Source organism: Flaviaestuariibacter flavus (assembly GCF_004337505.1).
Taxonomy (GTDB): Bacteria; Bacteroidota; Bacteroidia; order Chitinophagales; family Chitinophagaceae; genus Flavisolibacter; species Flavisolibacter flavus.
In genome coordinates, this window is the sequence record NZ_SJZI01000043.1 from 1 (window position 1) to 15,725 (window position 15,725).

General features: G+C 57.6%; 16 protein-coding genes. 9 read left to right on the plus strand and 7 right to left on the minus strand.

Features of this window, described 5'->3' with window-relative positions:
* On the minus strand, positions 1-428 hold a 428-nt coding region (locus tag EPD60_RS11550), incomplete at its 3' end, for an IS110 family transposase (protein WP_165871461.1).
* 117 nt (positions 429-545) lie between these two features.
* Positions 546-1,064, minus strand: coding sequence for a transposase (locus EPD60_RS11555; protein ID WP_131449633.1), 519 nt, complete (start codon positions 1,062-1,064; stop codon positions 546-548).
* Positions 1,065-1,412: 348 nt separating this feature from the next.
* Between EPD60_RS11555 and EPD60_RS11560 the strand changes: the two genes are divergently transcribed.
* From EPD60_RS11560 to EPD60_RS11570, 3 genes are all read left to right on the plus strand, one after another.
* The gene (locus EPD60_RS11560) at positions 1,413-1,688 is read left to right on the plus strand and encodes a hypothetical protein (RefSeq protein ID WP_131449634.1); all 276 of its coding nucleotides are present in this window, start codon (positions 1,413-1,415) and stop codon (positions 1,686-1,688) included.
* A 162-nt stretch (positions 1,689-1,850) separates the two neighbouring features.
* Complete coding sequence (locus EPD60_RS11565; protein ID WP_131449635.1) at positions 1,851-2,552, plus strand: VIT1/CCC1 transporter family protein; 702 nt, start codon at positions 1,851-1,853, stop codon at positions 2,550-2,552.
* Positions 2,553-2,628: 76 nt separating this feature from the next.
* Positions 2,629-3,081 (plus strand): hypothetical protein, encoded by a 453-nt coding sequence (locus EPD60_RS11570; RefSeq protein ID WP_131449636.1) that lies wholly within the window; start codon positions 2,629-2,631, stop codon positions 3,079-3,081.
* 72 nt (positions 3,082-3,153) lie between these two features.
* Here EPD60_RS11570 and EPD60_RS16995 read toward each other — a convergent pair whose 3' ends face one another.
* A complete protein-coding gene (locus EPD60_RS16995) occupies positions 3,154-3,291 on the minus strand; it encodes a hypothetical protein (protein WP_165871522.1) in 138 nt (45 codons plus the stop codon).
* 140 nt (positions 3,292-3,431) lie between these two features.
* On the opposite strand from EPD60_RS16995, the gene EPD60_RS11575 reads away from it, so the two are divergent.
* The 3 genes from EPD60_RS11575 (at position 3,432) to EPD60_RS11585 (ending at position 7,944) form a co-directional block, all read left to right on the plus strand.
* Positions 3,432-4,835, plus strand: a complete 1,404-nt coding sequence (locus tag EPD60_RS11575; protein ID WP_131449637.1) for a serine hydrolase domain-containing protein — start codon at positions 3,432-3,434, stop codon at positions 4,833-4,835.
* A gap of 93 nt (positions 4,836-4,928) precedes the next feature.
* The gene (locus tag EPD60_RS11580) at positions 4,929-7,118 is read left to right on the plus strand and encodes a B12-binding domain-containing radical SAM protein (RefSeq protein WP_131449638.1); all 2,190 of its coding nucleotides are present in this window, start codon (positions 4,929-4,931) and stop codon (positions 7,116-7,118) included.
* Between the two features lie 34 nt (positions 7,119-7,152).
* Complete coding sequence (locus EPD60_RS11585) at positions 7,153-7,944, plus strand: RMD1 family protein (RefSeq protein WP_131449639.1); 792 nt, start codon at positions 7,153-7,155, stop codon at positions 7,942-7,944.
* Between the two features lie 43 nt (positions 7,945-7,987).
* Here EPD60_RS11585 and EPD60_RS11590 read toward each other — a convergent pair whose 3' ends face one another.
* Complete coding sequence (locus EPD60_RS11590) at positions 7,988-8,878, minus strand: alpha/beta fold hydrolase (protein WP_131449640.1); 891 nt, start codon at positions 8,876-8,878, stop codon at positions 7,988-7,990.
* Positions 8,879-9,052: 174 nt separating this feature from the next.
* Here EPD60_RS11590 and EPD60_RS11595 point away from each other — a divergent pair, with 174 nt between their 5' ends.
* Complete coding sequence (locus tag EPD60_RS11595) at positions 9,053-9,475, plus strand: hypothetical protein (protein ID WP_207896632.1); 423 nt, start codon at positions 9,053-9,055, stop codon at positions 9,473-9,475.
* 2 nt (positions 9,476-9,477) lie between these two features.
* Here the strand turns inward: EPD60_RS11595 and EPD60_RS11600 are convergent, their stop codons facing one another.
* On the minus strand, positions 9,478-10,230 hold the full coding sequence (locus EPD60_RS11600; RefSeq protein ID WP_131449641.1) for a transporter: 753 nt from the start codon (positions 10,228-10,230) through the stop codon (positions 9,478-9,480).
* Between the two features lie 26 nt (positions 10,231-10,256).
* On the opposite strand from EPD60_RS11600, the gene EPD60_RS11605 reads away from it, so the two are divergent.
* The gene (locus EPD60_RS11605; protein ID WP_165871523.1) at positions 10,257-11,837 is read left to right on the plus strand and encodes an ArnT family glycosyltransferase; all 1,581 of its coding nucleotides are present in this window, start codon (positions 10,257-10,259) and stop codon (positions 11,835-11,837) included.
* On the opposite strand, the gene EPD60_RS11610 is transcribed toward EPD60_RS11605, so the two are convergent.
* A complete protein-coding gene (locus tag EPD60_RS11610) occupies positions 11,812-12,729 on the minus strand; it encodes a DMT family transporter (protein ID WP_165871524.1) in 918 nt (305 codons plus the stop codon). The two genes, EPD60_RS11605 and EPD60_RS11610, sit on opposite strands and share 26 nt — an antisense overlap.
* A 73-nt stretch (positions 12,730-12,802) precedes the next feature.
* On the minus strand, positions 12,803-14,407 hold the full coding sequence (locus tag EPD60_RS11615) for a catalase (protein ID WP_131449644.1): 1,605 nt from the start codon (positions 14,405-14,407) through the stop codon (positions 12,803-12,805).
* 163 nt (positions 14,408-14,570) lie between these two features.
* On the opposite strand from EPD60_RS11615, the gene EPD60_RS11620 reads away from it, so the two are divergent.
* Positions 14,571-15,662, plus strand: a complete 1,092-nt coding sequence (locus tag EPD60_RS11620) for a serine hydrolase domain-containing protein (RefSeq protein ID WP_131449645.1) — start codon at positions 14,571-14,573, stop codon at positions 15,660-15,662.
* Positions 15,663-15,725 lie beyond the last annotated feature (63 nt).

A 15,725-nucleotide genomic window follows, 5' to 3' on the forward strand; every position in this document is an offset into this window, starting at 1 on the left:
GAAGGCACATAAACGCCGCGCAAAAGACCTGCGGCCAGGTGGTTGGCAAGCCTCCGGGCATCAACGGAGTCGGTTTTGCTGCGGCGCTCCTGGTCGGTGCCGGGGATGTCTGCCGGGTTCACGACGATGCATTCCATACCGGCGGCCCACAGCGCGCGGCATAGGGCGAAGCCAAAGGGTCCGGCTTCGTAGACGCAGTGGAACTGTGCTTCACCGTAGCGGGAGCGCAGGTGCTGCACCAGCAGGCCCGCGTCGGCTTCAATGGAAACATTCTGCAGAACGACACCAGAGCATAGTACGGCTACCTGCCAGCGCTTTTTGTGTACGTCAATGCCGACATAGAGTTCATGGTTGGAAAAACCTTCGCTTTTCATTACCTTGGAGACAGGGGCTGTCTCATGAGCTGAAGCCTTTGTGGTTGTTTTCATAACAGAAACATTTTGTCCCATTAAGTTACTTCACTGCAGCGCCGCTTCCGAGTGGATGACTGCCCGCCAGAGACGGCCCCTTTTACATATAGACTATGGTTATTTCCAAGAGTTTTATTACGCGAGTGCGCTTTTAAAATCTGCCTGATACATGGTTTCTTTTGTAGCAATGGCAAAGGCTTGTTTGAGCAGTTTATTGCAAACGGCGATGAGGGCTACATAGGGCAACTTTCCTTTTGCTAAAAGCCGGTCGTAAAGCTCCTTGCAGGCCCAGTTGCATTTTTTGGCCGTGAGCGCACACATGAATAAAACGCTGCGCAGGTAGCCATTGCCCATTTTGCAGATTCCGCGTTTTCCCTTTATGGAAGTGCCGCTTGTGTGCTCCCTGGGTGTTAGTCCTGCCAGGGCAATAAGCTGGCGGTAGTTGGTGACCTTTGTGAAACCGTCGGTGGCTATAATCAGCGTAGCCACGGCACGCTTGTCCAGGCCGGGAACGGAGCGCAGGCTCTTCATCTGATCCCCGCTCCATTGCTGCAACTCTTCGTTCATCGAAGCCTCCAGTTTTTGAAGCGCGCGCTCCAGTCTCGCGATGGAGGCCTGGATACTTTTTATTACTCCCTTATCGGCAAAGGGCATGTACAAGGTTTTTTGCTGTGTTGATTGGAATGACGGCGCTCTACCATCTGCCCTTGATGGCTTTTGGTGAACTGATGTGTAAGGATGATGAGGTGATCATAAAAAAGTCTACTAATGGTCAGCCAATCTTGCTGGTGGGCGGCGCGATTGGATGTCGTACTCATAAAAGCTCGGAACCTTCATTTCGATATCATAAAGTTTTGTTCGGTCCGGTTAAAGCGGTTTTTAAGGTGCATCAACCCAATCGGATAGCTAATGCTCGCCCGGGCTGATTCGGTTGTTGGCCGCTACCCGGCGCATTCCTTGCCAAAAAGAATCAGTTTACGACTGCACGAAACCAAAGACCACATGTCGGGATCACTTTACGGTGTCCGCGCGATCATTTTGCTTTTGGTAGTCGTATCCGGCTTTTATTTACTTCCAAAGAACATCCGGGCATACTTTCGGATTATTGTAGCTCTTGCACTGCTTGCACTTATCTGGCTTAGCACCGGCTTGCACGGAAATGCGATGAAACTGATCTTGTCCGTGATCATTCTCGGCGGGATGGTTCCGGCGCACTGGTATTTGCGCGACACTCCTGAAGAGGAGGCACAGGCTGAAGACTCCAATTTGCTCCGTTGAAGTACTCCTGCATTCCTCGCTGGGTGACATTCCGAGGCGTTTGTGTAGGCGTTGCCATCGATATCGCCAGGCTTATAAAATGATTCTGGCGGCTATGCAACAATGCGTTGCGCAATTCGTATCTTTTCAGTAGTTGCAGACCTAAGCAGCGATCCTATAAAGATGGTAACGATCGATAATTATTTAGATAGTCATTTTATCCACCGGAGCAACTGGCTCCGGGCGGCTGTACTCGGGGCGAACGACGGGATTATTTCCGTGTCCAGCCTCGCGATCGGTGTGGCTGCGGGCAGCGCATCGCGGGAGCCGATCCTGCTGGCTACCATTGCCGGGCTCGTTGCCGGGGCGCTTTCCATGGCCGCAGGAGAGTATGTTTCTGTCAGCTCGCAAACCGATATCGAGCAGGCCGATATAAAAAGAGAAGAGGCGGAGCTTCGTGAAATGCCAGAGGTAGAACTCGAGATTCTGACCCAGATCTACCAAAAGCGGGGCCTGAAACGGGAAACCGCCTTACTGGTTGCAAAGGAACTCACCGAAGCGGATGCTTTGGGCGCCCATATCCGGGATGAACTGGGTATCAACGAACTCACCCGCGCAAACCCGATCCAGGCTGCCTTTGCCTCTGGTGCCGCTTTTACTGCCGGCGGTATCCTGCCCCTGCTGGTTGCTTTTTTCGCACCCGTAAGAACGATGGAATATTTTCTCTATGGATTTACAATTGTTTTCCTCGTAATTCTGGGAGCGATGTCGGCAAAAACCGGAGGCTCCGGAGCCGGGAAGGCCATCCTCCGGATCGTCATCTGGGGAACGATAGCGATGGTCCTTTCTGCGCTCGTCGGTTACCTGTTTGGGGTGAACCTTTGAGGCGGACACTAATTGCCGCACGCGGTATATGGATTGTCGGATCTTCGGGGCCGGTAAGATTCACTAATTTATTTTCATGGCTTATTCCTTCACCGGTTTTATCGGTACCCTCGAGCCGGTTCAGCATATCTGCCGGCAATACATTTTCGCACGGGGCATTCCGCTCGGGCAGGAGATCTTCCTGGTGCCGCTTACTGAAGAATTGCAGGAGCAGATGAACGACATGCCCGGAAGCGCAGCCTTGATGGACGGCTTTGAGTTCCTTACACAGCCGATCGAATCGGTTCTGGTGTCGGCATCAGCGGCTGGACCGGTAGCCTACGCCGAGGTTTCTTTCTGGGCCGGGGAGGGCAACGAAGCCGGGATCATCTGGCAGGATGGAAGCCGGGTGCGCACCATCCGCTTTGGAAGGGGGGTGATCAACGCGATCCTCAAATACCTGGGATGTACCGCTACGGAGGGCCTGGATGAATTTGATACGATGGGATTCGGCATGCGCCGGTTTACCGACGACTGGCTTAAAGAATAAAGGGACGGCCACCTATCGGGAGGCGCGCCTTCCCCGCCTTATGGAGAAATAAGTAACCCGTTGCGCCTTTTCTCAGGAGCCTTTATACCACTCAAATTTCGACGATTTGTATTTCGGTCCCTGCGAGCTCGTGCCGGGACAGCCTTGTTTGGACGTGCGGCAGGCGACAAAAGCGGCCGCGATCAGCAAGACAGTCAGTTTTGCTTTCATAAGTTGGATGTTGTTTTGGTTGATTGCCCGGCAAAAATAGGTTTTAGGGCTGAGAAAGCGGGACGGCTGCCCCGAAGCGCCCCTGGTGCCACCGCCACTTCAAGGATGTTTCCTTTATCTTGACGTCTCAAACCCGCCTGATGAAAAAATCCTCGAACGCCCGGAACCGCGTCTTCAGAAGCCTTTTGCGGCTTTTCGGATTGTTGCTGCTTTTGGGGCTTGGCTTTGGCGCCTGGTACGCGTCGCGCGCCTTCCCGATCATCAGCGGCTACTTTGCCAAGAACCTGGCATCGGGCGTTTATGTGCAGCACCGCGATCCGGAAGCGGTGGTGCGGGAAGACCTTGCCGGCTTCCCTTTTTCCATTGCATCATGGAAGGTGAACCGGGCCGATTCATCGGTGGAGGTATCCGTATGGGGCCTTGCCCGCCATAAGGCCATCTACCGTCCGGGGCTGGGTTGTACGCTGCTGAACAAGCTGCCGGAGGCCCGGGTGCGGGCACAACGCTTTTTGTTGCCGCCTGTCCCTCCGCCGTCCGACAGCCTGCCCTGGCCGATGGGCGATAAGGTAGCCGATACTTTTCCCGCGGCGATCGACCGGCAGCGACTCGATGCCGCAATAAGCCATGCGATGAACGCGCCGGCAATAGAGGCCGGCAAGGCTGCCATTACCCGTTCCTTCCTCGTTGTCTACAACGGGCAGATCGTGGGGGAACGCTATGCGCCGGGTGCCGACCAGCGGCTTGTGCAGATCGGCTGGTCGATGTCGAAAAGCATCACCGGTGCGCTCATCGGTATCCTGGTGAAAGAAGGGCGTCTCAACCCGGATGCCCCGGCACCGGTGCCGGAATGGAAAGGGACCGAAAAAGAAAAGATCACCCTGCGCAACCTGTTGCAGCAAAGCAGCGGGCTCGATTTTGAGGAAGACTACAGCACGCCCTGCGAAGTCACCAATATGCTTTTTCGTTCCGATGATATGGCGGCATTCACCGCGGCACTGCCGCTCCGGGAAGCGCCCGGCTCCACCTTTTATTATTCCAGCGGGAATACCAATATCCTCAGCCGTATCATCCGGCAAACGGTGGGAGCGGAGCAATATGCCGCTTTTCCCTATAACGCGCTTTTTTACCGCATCGGGATGCGCTCGGCGCTGCTGGAGCCCGATCCTTCGGGTACCTATATCGGGTCGTCGTACAGCTATGCTACCGCACGCGATTTCGCCCGATTTGGTCTCCTGTATTTATACGGGGGGCGCTGGAACGGCGAGCAGGTACTGCCGGAGGGTTGGGTCGAAGCCTCCATGCGTCCGATACCTTCGGATCCGAACGGGCGGTACGGCTACCAGTTCTGGCTCAACGGCATGGACCCCGAACACCCCGGCCGCCGCAAGTTTCCCGATGCGCCGGCGGATCTTTTCTACGCCAAGGGGTTTGGCGGACAGGGCACCTACATCATTCCATCGAAGAAGCTGGTAATTGTCCGCCTCGGACAGAATGGCATCGACGAGAATACGTTCCTGCGCGAGGTAGTCGGAGCCCTGCGGTAGGACCGTTCTTTAACAGGAAAAAAGCGGTGACGCCCCTCTGCAAGGCCTGCAATGCCCGCAAACTGCGGTACCTTTGCGGCTCAATTTTGTGCTTTGCAGACCCCCGTTTTCCTCATAACCCCGCCGTTTACCCAGCTGAATACGCCTTACCCGGCCACGGCTTACCTGAAGGGCTTCCTGAACACCCGCGGCATCGCGTCGGTGCAGGCCGACCTGGGCATCGAGGTGACGCTGGCGCTGTTTTGCCGCCAGGGCCTCGAAAGACTCTTTGCAGCCATCGACGCCCGGCAGGGCGAATGGTCGGCCAACGCAGCGCGCATGCTGACGCTTCGCGACGATTACCTCGATACGATCGACGAAGTGGTGGCCTTCCTGCAGGGCCACCGGCCGACGCTGGCCCAACGCATCAGCCGCCGCGACTTCCTGCCCGAGGCTTCACGCTTTGCAGCCCTCGACGACCTGCAATGGGCATTCGGCTCGATGGGGCAGCAGGACCGCGCCAAGCACCTGGCTACCCTATACCTGGAAGATCTCGGCGACCTGGTAAAAGAAACGGTCGACGAGCATTTCGGCTTCAGCCGTTACGCAGAGCGCCTTGGCCGTTGTGCGCACAGCTTCGATGAGTTGTATGCGGCGCTCCGGCAGGAATATACTTTCATCGACCAGCTGCTTGTAGAAATACTGGAGCAGCGTATTGCTGCCGTGAACCCGCAGCTGGTAGCGCTCTCCGTGCCGTTCCCCGGCAATCTCTACACCTCGCTGCGCTGCGCTCAATGGATTCGGAAGCACTATCCTGATGTGCGCATAGCGATGGGCGGCGGCTTTGCCAACACCGAGCTCCGCTCCATTTCCGACCCGCGGGTTTTCGAATTTTACCACTTCATCACGCTCGACGACGGCGAAGCGCCCGTAGAGCAATTACTGGCGCATGTACAAGGGAAAGTGCCGCTCGAAGGTCTCAAGCGCACCTTCACCCTGCTTAACGGCGTGGTCACCTTTATTGACAACAGCGCCTGTTCCGATTACCGCCAGGGCCAGGTGGGAACGCCCGACTACAGCGACCTGCCGCTCGAACGTTATATCTCCGCCATCGAGGTGGTGAACCCGATGCACAGTCTCTGGAGCGACGGGCGCTGGAATAAGCTGACGATGGCGCACGGATGCTATTGGGGCAAGTGCACCTTTTGCGACATTTCACTTGACTATATCAAGAACTACGAGCCGCTCACCGCTTCACTGCTGGCCGACCGCATGGAGGAACTCATTGCGCAGACCGGGCAGAACGGTTTTCACTTTGTGGATGAGGCCGCACCGCCGGCGCTGATGAAAGCGCTCGCGCTCGAGATCATCCGCCGCCGCCTCGTGGTGAGCTGGTGGGCCAATGTCCGCTTCGAGAAGAGCTTCACCCGCGATCTCTGCCTCCTGCTCAAGGCCTCCGGTTGCATTGCGGTGAGCGGTGGTCTGGAGGTGGCCTCCGATCGCCTGCTCGGCCTTATCCAGAAAGGCATTACCGTGGCGCAGGTGGCCCGGGTGTGCCGCCATTTTTCCGAAGCCGGCATTATGGTGCATGCTTACCTGATGTACGGCTTCCCCACGCAAACCGAGCAGGAAACGATCGACTCGCTCGAGCTCGTACGGCAGCTATTTGCAAGCGGCGTGCTGCAGTCGGCGTTCTGGCATCTCTTTACCATGACGGCTCACAGTCCCGTTGGCCTGGACCCGGCCAAATACAAGGTGCGAAAGCGCACAGAGGCCATCGGCACTTTTGCCAACAATGATATCGATCACGACGATCCCATCGGCGGCGATCATGAGCGCTTCGGATTCGGGCTGCGCAAAGCGCTGCACAACTATATGCACGGTGCCTGCTTCGACTTCCCGCTCCAGAAATGGTTCGACTTCAAAGTGCCGCGCACAACCGTGGCACCCGACACCATTGCCCGGGCACTGGAGGAGCCTGCGCTTTCTGCAGGTAACCCAAGGGTTGTATTCCTGGGCCGGCAGCCCGCCGCCACAACCGTACAGCGGTCGAAAAAAGGCGTGCAGTGGGAAGTGCTGGCACTAAACTTCGAAACCCGTACGACGACGCACCCGGCGCAGGTAGAGCCCGAAAAAGGCCGCTGGCTGCTGGGGCTGCTGCCGCGTATCACTCCGGGTGCTCCACCCATGACCCTGCAACAGGTAAAGGCCGATTACGAAGCGGCCGGCCTCGAAGACTTCGAGCTGTTCTGGGACAACAAGCCGGTAAACAGCCTGCACAAGGCCGGTTTGCTTCGTGTGTAGGTGCCGCTGGTATAATTGTTTCATAGGATACGGCATGATCCTGAAGGTGCAGGCATACCAGGTTTCCGACAGTATCGATATCCGGGCATTCCGCGCGGCCGCTACTGCGGAGCTCTACTACAGTGACGCCGATGAGCTTTTCTACCGGCTCGACCCGCAGCGCTATCTATATGTATTCAAATACGGTGTGCTCTGCTTTCTTAATTGCGACGCGGCTACCATCGGCGATATCCTCCAAAGGGTACGGGCCGGCGCGAAAAATCCCCTGGAAGATCCGCTCATAGATGATTTCATAGTTGAAACCGATGCCACCGAGAACCGGATCTCCTACCATAAGATCGAGGTGAAGCGTACGGATGTGGAAGTGCTTCGCCTGGTGATGCTCAACGTGTCGCAGTCGGTAGCGCTGGATTATTTTTCCGAGCATGCCGAACGGCTGCTTACTGAAACGAACCGCCATACCCGTCACCTCGAGCACCATGGACGCCTCAGCATAACCGGGCGCAAGCTGCAACGCTATATCGCGCGCACGCTGATGCTGCGCAACAACATCACCGAGAACCTGTACATTTTCGACTCGCCGCCCGAAACCTGGGAAGACGAAGAGCTCAACCGAGTCGACGCCGGCATGAAACGCAACTTCGACCTGCAGGAACGCTTTCGCTATATCGCTGAAAGCCTCCAGATCGTAAAAGATAACCTCGACCTGTTTCGCGATATCATGAAGTACCGCCACAGCAACACGCTCGAGTGGATCGTGATCATCCTGATCGCCATCGAGGTCCTTCCTTTTATCTGGTTGCTGTTTTCCGGTAAAGCCCATTAAACAAAAAAGCGACGCAATGCGGCGCTTTTGGGTTTCTGTCTTTTTATATAGAACGCCTTTCGGCTGTCTTGGTTGTGCTGCCGGCGCCTATCGTGCCGCTCCCCTGGATGAAGCGGATCAGGTCTTTGTTAAGCCGCTCTTTATGGGTGTAGAAGAGCCCATGCGGCGCCCCGTCGTACACGATGAATTCGGCCCCGGGAATCAACTGCGCGGTGCGCTCGCCGCTCACCGCGATCGGCACCGTCTTGTCGGCGCTGCCATGAATGATGAGTGTCGGCACCTTTACGGAGGCGCAATCGTCGCGGAAGTCGGTATGCGCAAAGGCAAGCGCAGCCTGCTTTGTAGACCGTTGCGAGGCAAAGGAGGCCAGCATGCGGTAATACTCGAGCAGCGGGCTGCTCACGGGGTGGCTGATTAGCCCTACGCCGAAGAAGGTCTTGCCGAAGTCGTCGAGAAACGCGATCCGGTCGCTGGCGATGCCTTGGAGCATTTCGGCAAAAACGCTTTCATCGACGCCGTCGGGGTTGTCGCTCGTTTTGCCGAGCATCGGCGTCACGGAGCCTGCGAGCACGATGCGGGCAACGCGGTCGGAGCCATAGCGCTTCAGGTAGCGCACTGCTTCACCGCCGCCCATCGAAAAGCCTACGATCGTGGCATCGCGCAGGTCGAGCCCGGTCATTACGGCGTCGAGGTCATCGGCAAAAGAATCGTAATCATAACCGTCCCAGGGTTTACTCGACTTGCCGAAGCCGCGCCGGTCATACTTCACTACGCGCAGCCCGGCGTTGACGAGCGGCTCGAGCTGGTATTCCCACATTTCCTTGCTCAGGGGCCACCCGTGGATGAGCACTACCGGTTTGCCTTGGCCGTAGTCGCAATAGGACAGCTGGATCTCTTCACCACTGTTGCGATCAGTTGTTTTCAGGAATTTCATGCTGAATGCTTTTTGTGATTCACAATGCCTTTGCTGCGCCAAAAGCATTCCGCACTGGATTGTGCACACTCTGTGAAGGCTGGCGCCACCGTAATTCTACAGAAGAACCCTTATAGCCGGTAAATGGGGCAAAGGCTGAGTGGGGACGGGGAGGTGTTTTCCTATTTTTGATACATGAAAAACGGCATTATTCTTATCCTGATGGTGATGCTCACCGGACTTTTTGCCTGCAAGAAAAGCAGCAATGACCTGACACCCGAAAACATCGGGGGTAATTTGCAGGCCGGAACCTGGCGGATCACCAACTTCGTTGACCAGGGCCAGGATGAAACCAATCACTTCAGCGGGTACAACTTTACGTTCAACAGCAGCGGCACTGTTACGGCAACCAATGGGGCCGTAAACGCGAGCGGCAACTGGGGCGCTCAATACGACGACGGTGTATCGAAGCTGATCCTTTTCTTCAACGCACCGTTCGACTTCCAGGATCTTTCCGACGACTGGAAAGTGGTGGAAAGCTCCAATACCCGCCTGCGTCTGCAGGATGTGAGCGGTGGCAGCGGACAAAGCTCCACGCTCATTTTTGAGCGTAATTAATCCTAGTTTCCGGTGCGGATGGAGAAGCCAAGAGCTACGAAATTTTGTGGCGCCGCGTGGCTGAGCCCCACTCCGCCGGACAGATCCAGCTTGATATTCCTGCCGGGGTAAAAAGCAAGGCCGGCATCGAATACATGCTCGGGCTCATGTGCATGTTGCAGGTGGCCGTACACCTCGGCAAAGGCCTCCCAATGCTTCCCAAACTTCCATTCGGGTGAGAAGGTGTAGCGCCATTGCGGCTCGGTATCTTCGCCGGTCCATTCGGGACCCACATTATAGGTAAGCTTCCAGTCTTCGTTCAGTTTGTTTTCGAAAAGCAGCCGCACCCTGGGCGAAGCATAAGTGTTCCGGAAGGCTTCCGATGCAAGCTTTGGAATGCCCACCTGCGTGAGAAAAGAGATCGCGGGCCGTGCGCCTTTGGATTCGCAGATCTTTGCTTTGATGCCCGGCTCAACCGGAGCGAGCCCGGTTTGGGAGCCTTCCGTGAACCGGTCCTTTACCGTTTGCGGCCATAGTTCCGCCCGCAGCTCGATGATCTTGCCGAGGCCGTAGCGCAGCAAGGTATGCGGGTGATGATATGTATGGCTTTCATCATCGGTTTCACGTTCAAAGCCAAGCTCCGCCTGGAAGCGGCCTTTTTCAACCAGTTGGGTGGCCACCGTTTCACTCGGGCGATCGGCTTCGATGCGGTCTTGCTGGGCCATAGCCACGCCCGATGCGACAAGCAGCGCAGAAAGGAAGAGCATTCTTTTCATCCCGGATGAAATGCAGAATCCGTTCCATGCTTAATTTGCCCGCGGAGGTCGTTGTGGCCGCCACACCCGACCATATGACCGACCTTCCCCGCGCTTCCGCAAGTCCACTTGTCCCGGCCGACCGCTACCGGTCTTATGCCCGCAAGGCGCTGGTGCTCATCGGCCTGCTTTCACTCTTTCGCCTCCTGCTTGCATTCGGCCTGGAACTCGGAAACGACGAGGCTTACTATTGGATGTACAGCCAGCACCTCAAGTCGAATTACTTCGATCATCCACCGATGGTGGCTTTGTTGATCCGCTTGTCTACATTCAATGGCATCCTGCAGGGCGCAGGCTGGCTGCGGCTCGGCGCGGTAGCCGGCGGGGCAGCCGCCGCCTGGCTTTTGTTCCGCGCGGTGAGTGAGCTGCATAGCCCGCGGGCCGGGCTTTATACCTCGGTGCTTTACCTGTCGTCCTTTTATGCCGGCCTCACCGCGGGGGTATATATCATGCCCGATTCGCCGCAGATGATCTTCTGGACCGCGGCACTCTGGATGCTGGTGCGCATCGATGCGGATGAACGCAATTGGCGCAACTGGCTCCTGTTCGGGCTTTGCGCCGGCCTGGCCATACTCAGTAAGGTGCATGCTGGTTTTCTCTGGATCGGTCTTGGCGCGTATATCCTGCTGCACCGACGGCAGTGGCTGCGCCTTCCGCAACTCTATGCCGCGGCCGCCATCACCGCGGTGCTGCTGACGCCTATCGTGGTTTGGAATATTCAGAACGATTTCATCACCTATCGCTTTCACAGCCGGCGGGTTACTGTTGATCATTTCGATCTGCGTTTTTCTTACATGCTGAAGGAAGCCATCGGGCAGCTTGTTTTCAACAACCCGGTGAACGTGGCGCTTATTATCGGGGCGTTGTGGCGCTGGAAGCGATTGCCGGCGGAGACGAAAGGCGTGTTGTCGCTATTCTGCTGGATCGCACTGCCGCACGCGGCCTTCCTGCTCGCCGTTTCGCTGTTCCGGGATACCACCTTGCCGCACTGGAGCGGGCCGGCATATGTTACCCTGTTGCCGCTTGCAGCCGTGATGCTGGCCGGCGCCAGCCGCCGGCGGTTCCTGCCGCGTGCGGTTCTGGCGGCGGCCGGGTTGTACCTGTCGGTGTTGACGGGATGGTGGCTCACCGTACACTTCTACCCGGGCACCTATGGCCGGCGCGACCCAGCCACCCTGGGTACCGGCGACATCTCGCTTGACCTTTACGGCTGGGAGCTTGCAGGGAAAGCGTTTGGCGCACAGTACCGCGCTGCGGTGGATGCGGGCGCCGTCCCGGCCGGTACGCCGGTCGTCGCTTCCTACTGGTGGGGGGCGCATGTTGAATATTATTTCTGCCGCCCTTCCGGAATTGCTTTCCAGGCACTGGGTCCGATACCCGATGTTCGCGAATACCATTGGCGCAACCGCGGCCTGCCGGTGCCGCAACGGGCATTTTGCATCCTGGCCAGCGACGAAGCCTACGGGTTGCCCAAAGGTTTCCGTCAGACAAATGCGCAGTACCGGATCGAAGTAAGCCGGGGCGGGAAGCCGGCACATGCGTTTACTGTTTACCTGCTGACCCGCTGACGCGGTTGGCAACATACAGGCCGGCGCCGATGAATATAAAAGCGACGGCTGTGGCGGCACTGACTTTCTCGCCAAGGAGGAGCACCGCTTCGATGGCGCTGAGCAGCGGGATGCCGTTTCCAAACAATGCTGTGCGTGCCGGCCCAATGCGCCGGATGGCTTCGTTCCAGGCAAGAAAGGCGAGCACCGAGGCGCATACCGCGAGGTACGCGACGCTTCCGGCCACGACGGGTGTCCAGTTCACAGGAGCCGTGTGCGCGCGCTCCCAGAGATAGGCGGGCAGCAGGAGCACCGTGCCGGTGGTAAAGAGCACCAGCAGGTAGGCCCTCGGGCTTATCCCTTGCGGCCGCCGCCGCACCTGCAGCGTATAGAGCGCAAAGGACAGTGCGGCCGCTAGTATCCAGGCATCGCCGGAAACGAAGTGCAGGGTGCCGAGGGTTGAAAAATTGCCATTGGTAAGCAAGACAAGCAGTCCTGCCATACAGAGCAGGGCGCCCATCAAGGTTTGCCCCGCGAGCCGCTCCCGTAGAAATACAAAAGAGAAAAGCAATACAAAAAGCGGCGCGGCCGTTGTGCCGATCAGTGCGAGATGAATGGCGGGTACGGTGCGTCCGGCTATATAAATGAACGTGTTGAACAAGGTGATGCCGGTGAGCGCAGTGCCGAGGTTATGTGCCCACCTTCCGCGCAGGGCTGCGGCTTCGCGCCGGAGCGCGCCAAGGGCGAAGGGGAGGAGCAGGGCCGTGGCGCCCAGCCAGCGCCAGAAGGCAAGCGCGACCGGCGGAACGGAGGCGTGCAGCGCCCGCGCGATGATAAAGTTTCCCGACCAAAGCAGGACGGCCAGCAGGGCCAGCAATACGCCTTTGCGTTGCACGGCGGGATCAGCATTCATTGCGGTAAAAATACGGTTCCCCGGGAATGAAAAAGCCCCGGCAATTGCGCCGGGGCTTCCAGGTATCATCGGTTTAATAAGGCTTCGCCTGGTGCGATTCCCGATTGGCCTGTTGCACGCCTTCTTCGGCGTTGGTGCTGCCGATCGGCCCTTTCGATATGTTTTCGGGATGGCGGGCAAGGCCTTCGGCTACACGTCGCCCGTAATCGGGGTCGCAATGGGTGAACAGCTCGATCATGCGGCGCTGGATCAGCTCCTTGCAGGGGGCGAGCGTGTTCACCAGGTTCTTCACCAGCTCATCGCGCTCCCAGTCCTCAAAGGCGCGCCAGCGCTCGCCGGCCTGCCCGAAGTTGTTCTCCCGCGGAATCTTCTGGCGCACCAGGTGGGCATTGTAATGCGGGGTATGATCCTTGCCGGTGCGCTTCGCCTCCGCCACGTTGTTTTGCGAAGAAGGTTCGTAATTGACGTGCGGGTTGGATCCTTCTGCGATGTCCTGCACATATGCCATCTGGCCATCGCGCTGGTTCGTTGCCACCGGGCTTTTGGGCGCATTGATCGGCAGCTGCAGGTAGTTGGTGCCAACGCGGTAGCGCTGTGTGTCGGAATAGGAAAAGGTGCGTCCCTGGAGCAGCTTATCGTCAGAAAAATCGAGGCCGTCCACGAGCACACCGGTACCGAAGGCTACCTGCTCCACTTCGGCAAAGTAATTCACCGGGTTGCGGTCGAGTACCATACGTCCAACGGGCAGGAAGGGGAATTTGTCCGTCGGCCAGATCTTGGTGGCGTCGAGCGGGTCGAAGTCCAGCTCGGGATGCTCATCGTCGCTCATGATCTGGACGCACAGTTCCCACTCGGGGTATTCGCCGCGCTCAATGGCTTCGTAGAGATCCTGCGTGGCGTGGTTGAAATTTTTTGCCTGCACTTCCTGCGCCTCTTCCTGCTTCAGGTTACGGATGCCCTGTTTGGGCTCCCAATGGTATTTTACCAGCACACCGGTGCCGTCGGCATTCACCCATTTGTAGGTGTTCACGCCCGAGCCCTGCATCTGCCGGTAATTGGCGGGGATGCCCCATGGCGAGAAGAGGAAGGTGATCATATGCATCGCCTCCGGTGTATTGCTGATGAAGTCGAAGATGCGCTCGCCGTCCTGCTGGTTGAAAACAGGATCGGGTTTGAAGGCGTGCACCAGGTCGGGAAACTTGAGGGCGTCCCGGATAAAGAAGATCTTCAGGTTGTTGCCCACGAGATCCCAGTTGCCGTCTTCGGTATAAAATTTCACGGCAAAGCCACGCGGGTCGCGGAGCGTTTCGGGCGAGTGTCCCCCGTGGATCACCGTGGAGAACCGTACAAATACGGGCGTTCGCCTGCCTTTTTCCTGGAATAGTTTTGCCCGGGTGTATTTCGACACCGGCTCCTTGCCTACCGATCCGTAAGCTTCAAAGTAGCCGTGGGCGCCGGCGCCGCGCGCGTGCACAACCCGCTCCGGGATGCGCTCGCGGTCGAAGTGCGAGATCTTTTCCAGAAGGTGGTAATTCTCGAGCGTCATCGGGCCGCGCGGGCCTACCGTTCTTGTGTTCTGGTTGTCGTACACGGGGTGCCCCTGCCGCGTCGTGAGGTTGTTTGCCTGCGGCTGCCCGTCGCCGTTAGCCTTGCCGTTTATGTTCTGATCTTTTTGCATGGTAAAGGGTTTTCTATCGTTTCTTAAAAATAGGCAGGTGCCACGCGAAGGCAATGGACGAGCTGTTGCCTTACAGAACGGGAAGTTTACCGCATTAAAAAAATGCTAAAAGCAAACATGTACGAAAACTTTCGTTTATCATTGTAGTCAAATCCTGGTCATCATGAAAGCAATCGGATTACTCGTTTTAGCGCTCGTTTTTAGCAGGGTGGATGCTGCTGCCCAGCAGGGAAGGGAATCGGCAGAAGTCGACCGCTTTGTGCAGCGCCAGATGGACTCGCTCTCCATCACCGGGATGGCCGTGGGTGTGGTGAAAGACGGGCAGATCGTACACCTGAAAGGCTATGGCTTTGCCAGCCTTGAATGGAAGCAGCCGGTAACGGAACACACCAATTTCCAGGTCGCATCGTGCAGCAAGCTGCTATCGTCCACCGTGGTGCTGCGCTCACTGGCCGAAGGCCGTCTGCGCTTAAGCGACCCGGTGGCGCGCTATCTCGACAGCCTGCCGGCCTCGTGGAGCGGCATCCAGGTGCAGCACCTGCTCAATCACAGCAGCGGCATCCCCTTTTTCAATGGCGATCCTTACCTGGACGGGATGGCCGTGCTCCGGGCGCTCCGCGACTCGGCGCTGCAATTCAGCCCGGGAGCGCGACAGTCGTATATGAGCGGAGACGGCATTGTGCTGCGGCTGGTACTCGAAAAAGCCTGGGGCCGGCCCTACGACCAGCTGCTGAAAGACCTCGTAACTATTCCGGCCGGCATGACTGATGGGGGCTTCGATCATGAGCGCCGCAGCGGTAGCTGGATGCGGGCCGATGTGCTGCCCGGGAAGGCGACGACGTATTACCGCAATGGCAACATTGCCTACAAATTCATTTACCCGGAGTATATGTACACGGCAGGTGGATACTTTGCTTCGTTGCGCGATATGGCGCGCTGGGCAGTGGCGCTCGATAAGGAGCTTTTCTTTTCGCGGAAGCAGGAGGCTTTTGCCTATCAATGCGGTTCGGCGAGCGACAGCGCCTGCTTCAGCAATGTCGGGTGGGGCGTAGAGCGGGAGGGCGGTCTCACATTCGCTGGGCACAGCGGTGGGCCCGGCCTCGCCGACATCCTGCGCTTCCCGTCAAAAGGCTACACCATCATCGTGCTGTCGAATGACGGCGAGCTGCTGCCGGGCATGGCCCGCGCCGTTGCCGGGTTTTATATAAAAGAACTTGATCCGAAGTTATCGGCCGCGAAATTCAAGCGTCCCTGATCCTGATTTTTTTCAATGGCATAAAACACGTTCTGGCCTGCCAAGGGGCGCCTTCTAAATTCG